Annotated in this window: 11 protein-coding genes; 5 read left to right on the top strand and 6 right to left on the bottom strand. The window is 38.9% G+C overall.

Annotated elements, in window-relative coordinates; all coding sequences use genetic code 11:
• Nucleotides 1-12 precede the first annotated feature (12 nt).
• Complete coding sequence (gene rimO / locus AC1M9D_RS00440) at nt 13-1356, bottom strand: 30S ribosomal protein S12 methylthiotransferase RimO (RefSeq protein WP_035263671.1); 1344 nt, start codon at nt 1354-1356, stop codon at nt 13-15.
• 361 nt (nt 1357-1717) lie between these two features.
• On the opposite strand from rimO, the gene glnL reads away from it, so the two are divergent.
• The 3 genes from glnL (at nt 1718) to AC1M9D_RS00425 (ending at nt 4894) form a co-directional block, all read left to right on the top strand.
• Nucleotides 1718-2827 (top strand): nitrogen regulation protein NR(II), encoded by a 1110-nt coding sequence (gene glnL, locus AC1M9D_RS00435; RefSeq protein WP_481611272.1) that lies wholly within the window; start codon nt 1718-1720, stop codon nt 2825-2827.
• Complete coding sequence (glnG, locus tag AC1M9D_RS00430; protein WP_481610537.1) at nt 2814-4304, top strand: nitrogen regulation protein NR(I); 1491 nt, start codon at nt 2814-2816, stop codon at nt 4302-4304. The genes glnL and glnG overlap by 14 nt, the downstream gene beginning before the upstream one ends.
• A gap of 104 nt (nt 4305-4408) precedes the next feature.
• Nucleotides 4409-4894 carry a hypothetical protein gene (locus AC1M9D_RS00425; protein WP_481611271.1) on the top strand — a complete coding sequence of 162 codons (486 nt, stop codon included), beginning with the start codon at nt 4409-4411 and terminating at the stop codon, nt 4892-4894.
• A 200-nt stretch (nt 4895-5094) separates the two neighbouring features.
• On the opposite strand, the gene prpC is transcribed toward AC1M9D_RS00425, so the two are convergent.
• Entirely contained in the window at nt 5095-6225 is a 1131-nt protein-coding gene (gene prpC, locus AC1M9D_RS00420) for a bifunctional 2-methylcitrate synthase/citrate synthase (protein WP_092766353.1), read from the bottom strand.
• Nucleotides 6226-6229: 4 nt separating this feature from the next.
• Nucleotides 6230-7114, bottom strand: coding sequence for a methylisocitrate lyase (prpB, locus tag AC1M9D_RS00415; RefSeq protein WP_035263679.1), 885 nt, complete (start codon nt 7112-7114; stop codon nt 6230-6232).
• Nucleotides 7115-7332: 218 nt separating this feature from the next.
• On the opposite strand from prpB, the gene AC1M9D_RS00410 reads away from it, so the two are divergent.
• Both AC1M9D_RS00410 and argF read left to right on the top strand, forming a co-directional pair.
• Nucleotides 7333-7986: a TetR/AcrR family transcriptional regulator gene (locus tag AC1M9D_RS00410; RefSeq protein WP_092766355.1), complete on the top strand. Its 654-nt coding sequence runs from the start codon at nt 7333-7335 to the stop codon at nt 7984-7986.
• A 117-nt stretch (nt 7987-8103) separates the two neighbouring features.
• Entirely contained in the window at nt 8104-9024 is a 921-nt protein-coding gene (gene argF / locus AC1M9D_RS00405) for an ornithine carbamoyltransferase (protein ID WP_179998101.1), read from the top strand.
• Nucleotides 9025-9073: 49 nt separating this feature from the next.
• Here the strand turns inward: argF and AC1M9D_RS00400 are convergent, their stop codons facing one another.
• The 3 genes from AC1M9D_RS00400 to clpA form a co-directional block, all read right to left on the bottom strand.
• Nucleotides 9074-10366, bottom strand: coding sequence for an MFS transporter (locus tag AC1M9D_RS00400; protein WP_092766357.1), 1293 nt, complete (start codon nt 10364-10366; stop codon nt 9074-9076).
• Between the two features lie 215 nt (nt 10367-10581).
• The gene (locus AC1M9D_RS00395) at nt 10582-10935 is read right to left on the bottom strand and encodes a YnfA family protein (RefSeq protein ID WP_092766358.1); all 354 of its coding nucleotides are present in this window, start codon (nt 10933-10935) and stop codon (nt 10582-10584) included.
• Nucleotides 10936-10996: 61 nt separating this feature from the next.
• The gene (clpA, locus tag AC1M9D_RS00390) at nt 10997-13273 is read right to left on the bottom strand and encodes an ATP-dependent Clp protease ATP-binding subunit ClpA (RefSeq protein ID WP_481588198.1); all 2277 of its coding nucleotides are present in this window, start codon (nt 13271-13273) and stop codon (nt 10997-10999) included.
• Nucleotides 13274-13279 lie beyond the last annotated feature (6 nt).

The following is a 13279-nucleotide window of genomic DNA, read 5'->3' as shown; positions in this document are numbered from 1 at the left end:
TACTTCAAACAATTATGCGGTTTTAATTTCAATCAATTCTGCATAAAGGTCGTATTCATCCGCATCAGTGATTTTAACAACCAGTAAATCACCTGCTTTAATTTTGCTCTTATCAATATCTTCTACAAAGACATTTCCATCAATTTCTGGAGCATCTGCATAAGAACGCGCCACTGCAACTGGAAACTCTTCTTCTAGATCATCAACCAGCACGGTCATGGTTTGACCAATACGCTTTTGTAGCTTTGCAGCAGAAATTTCTTGCTGAACCTGCATAAAGCGTTCGTAGCGTTCCTGTTTAATTTCTTCAGGCACATGATCTGGCAGATCATTTGCAGTTGCACCTTCAACTGGAGAGTATGTAAAACAACCAACGCGATCGAGCTGAGCTTCTTTCAACCAATCTAGAAGTTGCACGAAATCTTCTTCAGTTTCACCGGGGAAGCCAACAACAAATGTTGAACGAATGACTAAATCAGGACACTTTTCACGCCAAACTTTTAAACGCTCTAGCGTGTTTTCACTATGCGCTGGACGCTTCATTAGTTTTAAAATTTTAGGGCTAGCGTGTTGGAATGGAATATCTAAGTAAGGCAAGATCTTACCCTGTGCCATCAAATCGATAACCGCATCAACATGTGGATATGGGTAGACATAATGCAGACGCACCCAAATACCCAATTGACCTAATGCTTCACACATATCATAGAACTTAGTTTTTACAGGCTGACCATTCCAAAAATCAAGCTTGTATTTTGTATCTACACCATATGCCGAAGTATCTTGAGAAATAACCAAGACTTCCTTTACACCAGATCGTTTTAAAGCCGCCGCTTCTTCTAATACAGAACCAACTGGGCGAGATACGAGATCGCCACGCATACTTGGAATAATACAGAAGGTACAACGGTGGTTACAGCCTTCAGATATCTTCAAATATGCATAATGTTTTGGTGTTAATCGAATACCTTGTTCTGGCACAAGATCAATAAACGGATTATGTTTAGGAGGTTCAGGAACATATTGATGCACAGCTTCCATTACTTCTTGATAAGCTGCTGCACCAGTAACTTTAAGTACGTTTGGATGCATTTGACGAATTTTTTCTTCATCTTTACCCAAACAACCTGTTACGATGACGCGACCGTTCGCACTCATCGCCTCACCAATCGCGTCTAATGACTCTTGTACTGCAGATTCAATAAAACCACAGGTATTAACAACAACTAAATCAGCACCGTCATAATCCGACGCTACATCATAACCTTCAGTTTTTAACTGAGTAAGAATTCGCTCGGAATCTACCAATGCCTTAGGACAACCTAAAGAAACAAAACCGACTTTGGGGGATTTCATGAATCTGCGCTCCACTAGAATCCGCGTATTGTATGTCTTTTCAATTCATAAAAACAGTTGAAAACCCCACTCTTTGCATAACGCACCAAAATATTCCCATAAATTTTAAAAAATATTGCAATCGCACCAATATGATGCATTATTAAATAAACCCAACTTTGCATGAATATTTTGCAATCGCTTCGCGCTTTTTTTCTTAATAAATGAGTTCATTTTAGTTGTTTTTAACGATTTCAAACAAAGTTGGCTCATATTTTGCTTTATTTGAGGACGTTAAAATTAAATAACTCCCTCTTTGTGAGCAGTGATGGAAAAACTCATAGATGCAATTGCTCTATTTTAAGACAGGATTTTGAGGTTAATGAATCAACAACCAACGATTGATTACCGTTTACTCGTAGACAACTTGAGCACTGCGATACTTTTAGTCGATAGTGAATTAAATATTTTTTATTTAAATTCCTCATGTGAAGCACTCTTTGATATCAGCTTATTAAGAGCATCAGGTCAATCTGTGCTCAGTATTTTACAATCTCCAGGTGATTCATTTAACACCGAAGAAGCGCTCACAAATACATTACTCACGGGGCAAGCTTATACCCGCCGTGAAGCGACTATTATTGTGAACTTTAAAGATGTACATGTTGACTATTCTGTTGCCCAACTTAACACTGGCAAAAGTTATCACCCCCTCCTTCTGATTGAACTCAATCCAATTGATCGAATGTTGAAAATTTCTAAAGAAGAAAATTTTATTCAACAACATCAGGTCGCACGCCAATTAATCAGAGGTGTCGCGCATGAGATTAAGAATCCATTAGGGGGCATACGTGGCGCAACTCAATTATTGGCACGTAGTTTAAATGATCCTGAATATAAAGAATTTACGGACATTATTATTAGTGAAGTAGATCGCCTGAGAAATCTTGCTGACACAATGCTCGGTTCTCGGCAGTTACCAAGCTATGAACCTGTAAATATTCACGAGCCTTTGGAACGCGTTCGTTCTCTGATTGTGAACCAAACAAAAAAGAAAATTACAATTACTCGTGATTATGATCTTTCTTTACCTGATGTTGAAGCAGATCGGGATCAACTTATTCAAGTGATGTTGAATATCAGTGTAAATGCTATTCAGGCCATGACTGAAAATAAAGAGTTTTTTCAAGACACTCAACCTGAATTAACCCTGCGTACACGTATTCATCGCCTTGTCACGATTAACGGAACTTTACATCGCTCAACTGTTCGAATTGATATTGAAGATAACGGCCCTGGCGTTCCAGAAGAAATTTTGGAGTCCGTATTTTATCCATTAGTCACAGGACGCGCTAAAGGAACAGGCTTAGGTCTGAGCATCGCACAAAATATTATGCATCAACACAATGGAATGATTGAATGCCAATCCGTTCCGGGCAAAACCGTATTTAGTCTTTATATACCTTGGGAGTTAAACCATGTCGCGAAATAAAATTTGGGTAATAGATGACGATCGCGCCATGCGTTGGGTTCTAGAAAAAACATTTAAAGAAGAAGGTTTAGATGTTACCAGTTTCGAAGAAGCTCAATCTGCACTGGATCAGTTACTTGATGATACACCTGATGTAATTTTGACTGATATACGCATGCCAGGAATTGATGGTCTTACCTTTCTCGCTAAAGTCAAAGGTCATTATCCTGATCTACCTGTGATCATCATGACGGCACATTCGGATCTAGAGTCAGCAGTATCAAGCTATCAAACGGGTGCTTTTGAATATCTACCAAAACCATTTGATATTGATGAGGCTTTAGCACTTGTCAATCGTGCCATCATGCACATTAATAAGCTCCAACAACAAGAATCTGCGAAATCAACCGTACAGCCAATTCAATCAACTGAGATCATTGGAGAATCTCCTGCAATGCAGGAAGTCTTCCGAGCAATTGGACGTTTGTCACAATCACACATTACGGTATTAATTAATGGTGAGTCAGGTACAGGTAAAGAGTTAGTCGCTCATGCATTGCATCGTCATTCACCTCGTAGCAGTAAGCCATTTATTGCGCTTAATATGGCTGCCATTCCGAAAGATTTGATTGAAACTGAATTATTTGGTCATGAAAAAGGTGCATTCACTGGCGCTAATACTCAGCGACAAGGTCGTTTTGAGCAAGCCAATGGCGGTACATTATTCCTTGATGAAATTGGGGACATGCCATTCGAAACCCAAACGCGTTTATTGCGTGTTTTAGCTGATGGCGAGTTTTATCGCGTCGGTGGACACATTCCAGTGCGTGTTGATGTCCGCATTGTCGCTGCGACTCACCAAGATCTAGAAAAATTAGTACATGATGGACGCTTCCGTGAGGATCTTTATCATCGTCTGAATGTAATTCGTATTCATATTCCTAAACTTGCTCACCGCTCGGAAGACATTCCGATGCTCGCACAACACTTTCTCGCACGAGCAGGTAAAGAACTTGGTGTAAGTCCAAAGATTTTACGTACAGAAACTATTGAATACATGAAACAGTTGCCTTGGCAAGGTAATGTACGTCAACTTGAAAACACATGTCGCTGGCTGACAGTGATGATTACTGGACGAGAGGTTTACCCAGAAGATCTTCCTTCTGAGTTAAAACAACTACCAATCCAAAAATCTGATGATCCAAATCATCCACACAATCAAGCAGATCGTATCGCTATTCAGCATTGGGATGAGTTGCTTAGTCAGTGGGCTGTACAAAAACTCAAAAATGGTGAAATGAAATTATTGGATATCGCCACGCCTATGTTTGAACGCACCTTAATTAATGCGGCACTACAACAAACTCGAGGAAGAAAACGCCATGCTGCTGAGCTTTTAGGTTGGGGTCGTAATACCTTGACTCGTAAGCTAAAAGAATTAGGAATGGATACTGCTGAAGATGATGAAGATGAAATCGTAAGCACTACAGCCGAGTAAACTTCTAGATTTAGGTTAATCAACACAATTGATTAACCTATTCTTCATCATAATTCTAAAATTTTAAATCATGCTCAATATAAGATACAAAAAGATGAGTCCAAATGAACAATAATCACTTAAAGCATAAAACTTATCTAGGTATCATCTTCTGCCTTATTTCTTCACCCTCCTTTGCCACAGTCGGCGGTCCGGAGACAATAGAAGTACTAGGTTCAGATATTAAAGATCAGAAAATATATTATTTACGCCATTACCATGATGAATCTGGTCGACCACCAACACTTTATTATTATTTGCTCAACAGCAGAAACCCACATAAAGCGATTGAGGTTCAATCCATTTATACCCCATTAAATAGCCGAAATCACATTACTGAAATTCAGCATACGCTACGCAAAATTCAAAGTATTCAAGCTCGCCTTGTCAAACCAACACCATTAAGCCCCAAGACTGCTAAACTAAAATTCAATAGACAAAGAGAACAGACTGGAAATTTTTGGTTAAACGTGCCTGAAATTAAAGTAAGTAAATTCCAATCTCAGGTACAACTCAGCCAAAGCTCTGATCCTTCAATGTATAAAAGTTAACAATTCGAGAATATTCGATATCATCGTAATTTACCTCAGATCAAAAAACTTTACGCATTTCCTTACACTTTCCCCAATTATCGCGTTGCAGTCATTAGTTACATGGGTATTCCTACTGAAACAGGCTACGAAAAACAAGATGCCATTTTACTCAGCTCAACAAAATAAAAAGCTCCCGAAGGAGCTTTTTATTATGCTTTTCAAGCACGCTGTTCAATTGGTACAACTTTGCGTAATTCAGGTCCTGTGTAATCTGCACTTGGTCGAATAATACGGTTGTCTGCACGCTGCTCCATCACATGTGCCGCCCATCCTGTTACACGAGACATCACAAAAATTGGCGTGAATAGCTTCGTTGGTATACCCATAAAGTGATAAGCAGAAGCATGGAAGAAATCAGCATTACAGAATAATTTTTTCTCTCGCCACATGACTTCTTCACAACGTACTGATACTGGATATAAAACAGTATCTCCTACGTCCTTAGCCAAGCGCTCAGACCATACCTTAATAATCCCATTACGTGGATCATTGTCTTTGTAAATTGCATGACCAAAGCCCATGATTTTTTCTTTGCGTTCGAGCATACCCAGCATTTCGCGCTCAGCTTCTTCAGGAGATTTCCATTGCTCAATCATATCCATTGCAGCTTCATTTGCACCGCCATGCAGTGGACCACGCAAAGAACCAATCGCACCTGTAATACACGAATGTAAATCTGATAACGTCGAAGCACACACACGTGCCGTAAATGTTGAAGCGTTAAATTCATGTTCTGCATAGAGAATTAAAGAAACATTCATGACTTGTTCATGCAATTCATTAGGTTTTTCGCCACGCAATAAATGCAAGAATTGAGCACCAATTGAGTCGTCATCAGTATTTTCTTCGATACGAACACCATCATGGCTATATCGATACCAATAACAAATAATGGCTGGCAATGTTGCCAAAATACGATCAGCTATATCTTGCTGTTCACCAAAGGACTGTTCTGTTTCTAAGTTACCCAACATAGAAACACCTGTACGCATAACATCCATAGGATGTGAATCTGCTGGAATACGCTCAAGCACTTCTTTTAGTGCTTGTGGTAATGCTCTCAGTGATTTTAGTTTTGCTTTATAGTCCGCAAGTTGTTGCGCCGTAGGTAGTTCACCAAAGAAAATTAAATATGCAACTTCTTCAAATTGGCAATTTTCCGCCAAATCCTGAACATCATAACCACGATATGTTAAGCCTGCACCACTTTTCCCAACGGTTGAAAGTGCTGTTTTACCTGCGACTTGTCCACGCAATCCTGCGCCAGTCAATACTTTTCCTTCAGCCATTTTTTTATTTCTCCTGAGTGAATAGCTTATCTAGTGTGTTTTCGAAAGTATGATAATCAAGGAACTCGTATAATTCTTTTCGTTGTTGCATTTTATCAATAACATTCACTTGCGTGCCGTCTTTACGAATTGAATGCATCACTTCTAATGCTGCTTTCTGCATCGCACGTGTCGCAGACAATGGGTATAACACCATTGAAATTCCCTGTTCTGCTAGCTCTTCGGTCGTATAATAAGGGGTATCACCAAATTCAGTGATATTCGCTAGCACAGGCACACCTACAGCATCACAGACTGTTTTATACATCGTTATATCAGTCATCGCTTCCGCAAAAATAGCATCAGCTCCAGCTTCAACACATGCACATGCACGATCAATGACGGCTTGAAGCCCTTCTTTTTGCAGCGCATCCGTACGTGCCATGACCACGAAATTAGAATCAGTTTTTGCATCAACAGCAGCCTTAATACGGTCTACCATTTCTTGTTGTGACACAATTTCTTTATTCGGACGATGTCCGCAGCGTTTTTGCGCAACTTGGTCTTCAATATGAACAGCAGCAGCTCCAGCAGCGATCATTTGCTTGATACTTCGTGCAATATTAAATGCACCGCCCCAACCTGTATCAATATCCACAAGCAAAGGCGTATCTACACGTTCAGTGATACGACGAACATCTTCAAGCACATTATCTAAACTCGTCATTCCCAAATCAGGAAGACCATAGGAATAGTTTGCAACACCTGCGCCAGATAGATAAATTGCTTTATAGCCAACTTGTTTTGCCATCATTGCTGCATATGCATTTACAGTTCCGATGATTTGTAATGGCTTTTCCACTTCTAATGCTTGTCTAAATCTTAAGCCTGCAGACGATTGTTCTGTCATATTCCTTTCCACAGTGTTTACTATAATTATCGAGTTTTTAGTATATCTATAAATTTAGTTTGATATATGACCGTTTAGTATTTTTGCTCTAAAACTTTAGTCATATAAAAATGAATTATTATTCATTTTTTGATTTTGTTATTATTTTGAGTGTCAGGCGTTAAGTGCTTTAATTTGTTATACTCCATCTTCAATTTCATTTTCGCTATTGATACTGCATGCAACATCCATTTCCGCATATTGAAACTTCTGGTTGTGATATGCCCCATACTCGCCGTGGTCAAGAACGACGTTTAGCATTATTGCTAAGCGCTAATACGCTATTCTTGGAACGTGGCTACGATGCTGTGTCTTTGGATGATATTGTTCAACATGCTGGAGGCTCCAAAGCATCTATTTATAAATATTTTGGCGGCAAAGAAGGCCTTTTTACTGCTATATGTGATTATCGACGTGAACTCTTTTTTAAAGATATCTGTGTTGCATATGATCCAGATCATGGCGATTTTAGATCTTATCTGATACATACACTACTTAACTTTCATCGCCACATTAAAAAAGAAGATCACACTGCCTTTATGCGCCTCGTGATTGAGCAATCCCAAAAAAATCCTGAACTTGCTCTTTATTTGCACGAAAAAGGCCCTAAACATATCCAGTTAGCGATCGCAAATGCATTAGAAAATGCGCATAAACTTGGTGTGTTAAAATGTGAAAATCCTTTATTTTCTGCTCAATTATATTTTGGAATCTTAAGAAATTTAGAATGGAAAATTTTAATGGGGATACCAGTACTTGAAACCGATCAAGAAACCATCGAATACATCAGCTATTCTGTCGATCGCTTCCTAGATGGGCACCAAAAAGTCTAGTTTTTTTGCAATTCTCTTTACATATAGTATATTAGTCGATTCTCGTTTTTTTCATCAACCAACAATTATTGGTCGTCTCATTTACTATTTTGACGAAACAATGATTGTGGAGTAACCATGGCTCTACGACATTTTCTTACTTTACGTGACCTTTCAACTGCAGAATTAAATCGCATTATTGATCGTGCTATAGAATTAAAACGCATGCAGCATAATCATGAAGTCTACCAACCCTTTGTTGGTAAAGTAATGGGAATGATTTTTGAAAAATCGAGCACACGTACCCGTGTTTCTTTTGAAGCGGGTATGACCCAATTTGGTGGTAGTGCAATCTTCCTTTCGTCCCGCGATACACAATTAGGTCGCGGCGAACCGATTGAAGACTCAGCTCGCGTTATTTCAAGCATGCTTGATATTGTGATGATTCGTACTTTTGGCCACGATATTGTCACTCGTTTTGCAGAATATTCTAAAGTCCCAGTTATTAATGCACTGACCGATGATCACCACCCTTGCCAATTGCTTGCTGATGTTCAAACATTCGTAGAACACCGTGGCGCTATCCAAGGCAAAACCGTTGCATGGATTGGTGATGGTAATAATATGTGTAACTCATATATCGAAGCTGCACATATGTGGGGCTTTAAGCTCAAGATTGCATCACCAAAAGGTTATGAACCAAAACTTGAATTTCTCTCTGAATTCGCGCACTGCGCCGAAGTTGTAGACTCTGCTGAAGATGCTGCAGTGAATGCTGACCTTATCGTTACTGATGTTTGGGCCAGCATGGGACAAGAAGAAGAGCAAAAGATTCGTGAAAAAGCTTTTGCTGATTTTCAAGTCAATGAACGTCTAATGGATCTTGCTCATCCAGACTGTTTATTTATGCACTGTTTACCTGCCCATCGCGGTGAAGAAATTTCAGAAAATATGCTCGATCACAAAAATGCTGTGGTATGGGATGAAGCTGAAAACCGCCTTCACGCTCAAAAAGCACTTGTTGAGTTCCTCATCAATGAAAGCTTAAAAAAAGATTAATTCCATCCACTAAAAAAGCACCCTCGGGTGCTTTTTTATTTTCTAAATCTTAATGATCATCTTTTAAATATTTAGGTTCTTTGGGAAGTTGCCAACTACAAAAGAAACATACGATTAAAATAATGATCACGTAAATAAAAAATGAATTTTCAATTCCTGCGGCCTTAAACTGCAAGGCAACAGAAGGTGCAGAACCACCAAATACGGCATTACCTATCGCATAAGAGAAACCTACACCCAACGCACGTACATGCGGAGGAAACATTTCAGCTTTTACAATACCGCCAATAGAGGTATACAAACTAAGCAATAGCATCAGGAAAATCAGTAGCATCGCGACAATGAATGGAGTTTCGCTGAAATATCTCATCCCGATTGCCATGACTGGATAGATAAATATAGCCATCAGACCACTAAATAACAGCATAGAATTTCTGCGACCAATACGATCTGACAATGCACCAAAGAATGGTTGCGCCACCATGAGTACAAAAATGCAGGCTGTCATCATCAACCCTACCGTTTTAGGATCTATTCCAATATTGGTAAGGTAAGTTTTTGAGTAAACTGTAATCACATAGAAACTAAGAGAGCCTGCTGAAGTATAACCAACTACCAAAAGGAAAGTTTTCCAGTGATTTTTAAAAAGCTCACGAAGTGTACCAGAATCTTCTTTATCACTTTCATCACTGGATAAAGTCTCTTCTAATCTACTTCTCGCTAATAAAGATAAAATTGCTGCAACACCACCAATAATAAATGGAATTCGCCACCCACCATCATAGAGTTGCTGTTCAGACATAAATGCCAAGAATATTACACCCAATAAACTTGCAAGGAGTTGACCACCCGTGAGCGTTACGTATTGAAATGATGAAAAAAAGCCACGTTGCCCTTTTAAACCCAATTCACTCATATAAGTCGCCACAGCACCATATTCACCACCAACGGATAAGCCTTGAAGCAATCGAACCATTAATAATAAAAACGGTGCAGCCATACCCACTTGCTCATACGTTGGTAACGCTGCAAACATGAAAGAACTTATAGCCATCAATATAATTGAGATGACCATTGATTTTTTTCGACCGTGTTTATCTGCAATTCGACCAAAAAGCCAACTACCGATGGGTCGCATAAAAAAGCTTGCTGCAAATACACCCCACACATAGATGGCTTGGGTAGAACTATCCATATCTGGCGCAGTTAAAGCTTGGGTAAAATATACAGCGAATACTGCATAAATATAAAAATCGAACCATTCAACTAAATTACCTGAAGCTGCACCAATAATTCCTTTGATACGGCTGGTTTTTTCTTGCTTGGAATATGTTGTAGACAAATGAAAAATCCTTATTCTAATTACATCGTTTGTTGTCGAATAATGATGAAACTCTGAAGTATTTCAAAATTATAGGCGGAAAATATATGCCTATTTCATGCCAATTTAAAAAGCCTTTATGTAAATTTTATTAAATAGGCTTCTAAATTTTTCTCAAAAATATTCAAAGTCGATTTATTATTAATTTAATTAAACAGACTTTCTCCTATAACAACTCACCGAATTAAGCCTTGTGGCTGTAAAATGATAATCAGCGCCCCGAAAATAACCACTCCGCCACCAATGATATCCCATTTAGTAAGATCCATTTGATCCACAAACTTTAACCACAACAATGCCGAACAAATATAAATACCTCCATATGCAGCATATATTCGACCTGATGCTGCTGGATGCAAAGTCAATAACCACACAAAAGCAGCGAGTGCGACAAAAGTGGGTAGCCACAACCAATGCGAACGCCCTTGATTTAGGATCAAATATGGAAAGTAACACCCTAATATTTCCATCAGTGCAGTCAGAAAAAATAAAGCTGTCGTAGATATTACTTTTGTAACTTGTATGTCCATACTTTCACCCAAAAATTAAAGCCCGTTTAAATAAACGGGCTTTAATACAATTAATAACACACTATGCTGGTTCAGCTGCAGAATCTTCAAATACTTCCAACTTTAATCCAACAGCTTTGCCATCTTCTTTTTTAACTGTTACTGCTACATTACCGCCGTTTTCAGCCAGCTCACCAAATAAAATCATTTCAGCAAGCGGCTTTTTCAAATGCTCTTGAATCAAACGCTGCATTGGACGAGCACCCATCAGACGATCATAACCATTTTCACTTAACCAATCTCGTGCAGACTGATCCACCTCTAAAACAACTTTTTTGTCATCAAGTTGAGCTTGAAGTTCTGTAAGGAATTTATCTACCACAGAATCGATTACTGTCGTAGGTAGAGCTTTGAATTGAATAACCCCATCTAAGCGGTTTCTAAACTCTGGTGTAAATGCCTTCTTCATTGCTTCCTGATTATCACGACTATTATCTTGCTCTGTAAAACCAATACTTGTACGGGAAATACTTTCAGCGCCAATATTCGTTGTTAACACAATAATGACATTTCTGAAGTCTGACTTACGACCATTATTATCAGTTAATGAACCATGATCCATGACTTGCAGCAATAAATTAAACACATCAGGATGTGCCTTTTCAATCTCATCCAATAACAATACACAATGTGGATTTTTATGTATTGCGTCAGTCAGTAAGCCACCTTGATCAAAACCAACATAACCTGGAGGTGCACCAATTAAACGTGAAACCGCATGGCGTTCCATATATTCAGACATATCAAATCTGACTAGTTCAACACCGAGTAGTTTTGCAAGTTGTTTTGTTACCTCAGTTTTACCTACACCAGTAGGTCCTGCAAATACAAAACTACCAACTGGCTTATCTGGTGCTTTAAGCCCAGCTCGTGACAATTTAATTGCAGAGGATAATGCGGTAATCGCCTCATCTTGACCAAATACAACTCGTTTAAGATCACGCTCTAAGTGCTCAAGTACAGATTTATCATCTTTAGACACAGTTTTAGGTGGAATTCGTGCAATTTTCGAAACAATATCTTCAATATTTTCAACTGTAATCAAAGTGTTATCTTGATCAGCTCTCAAACGTCGTTGTGCCCCTGCTTCATCTATTACGTCAATCGCTTTATCTGGGAGGAAGCGATCATTGATAAATTTAGCCGATAACTCAACTGCAGAAACAAGAGCTGCATCATCATATTGAACTTTATGAAATTCTTCAAATTTAGACTTGAGTCCACGAAGAATATCAATTGTTTCATTAATTGATGGCTCATTAACATCAATTTTTTGGAAACGGCGTGATAATGCATGATCTTTTTCAAAAACTTGACGATATTCTTGAAACGTTGTTGAGCCAATGCAACGTAAAGTACCATTTGCCAATGCAGGTTTGATTAAATTCGATGCATCCATAGTGCTACCCATACTTGAGCCTGCACCAATGATCATATGAATTTCATCAATAAACAAAATTGCTTCGGGCTTCTTCTTTAGGGCATTTAACAATTGCTTTAATCGTTTCTCAAAGTCACCACGGTATTTTGTACCTGCAACAAGTGCACCGATATCTAAACTATAGATTTCCGCATTCAGCAGTGGCTTTGGTGCTTTATTGTTAACAATCAGCCAAGCCAAACCTTCTGCTATGGATGTTTTACCCACACCTGGATCACCCACCAAAAGCGGATTGTTTTTACGACGTCGACATAGAATTTGAGCTGCACGCTCAATTTCTTTTTCACGACCAATCAAAGGATCGGTTTTACCCTTTAAAGCTTCTGCATTGAGATTTAGGGTATAAAGTTCTAATGGACCTGCATTTGCTGAGGCTGAGTTTTCACCATCTAAGTCATCCGTTTCTTCTTCAGCTGGAACATCTTCCTTACGCGCACCGTGTGAAAGATATTGAGTTAAAGTAAGACGATTGATTTGGTGGCGTTTTAGCAAATAAACCGCAAATGAATCTCGTTCTGAGTACATTGCCACCAGTACATCTGCACCTTCAACCGTCCGATCTCCACCACTAGACTGAACATGGAAAATTGCACGTTGCAATATACGATCAAAGCTTTCTGTAGGATGAGGCGCTTGTTCAGCATTATCGCCTAATTTAGGCGTATGTTGCTCTACATACTCTTCAAGTTCTTTACGCAAACTGACAATTTCTGCACCGCAGGCTTTTAGTGCATTCACGGCAGAATCATTATCTAAAAGTGCGAGTAACAAATGTTCAACTGTAAGAAACTCATGTCTCTTTTGACGAGCCATGCTAACAGCCAAACGCAGTGATACTTCTAATTGACGACTGAGCATGTGATC

Source organism: Acinetobacter sp. ANC_7682, assembly GCF_056779795.1.
Note: the sequence above shows the minus strand (reverse complement) of the source record. Positions and strands in the feature narration are given on the sequence as shown.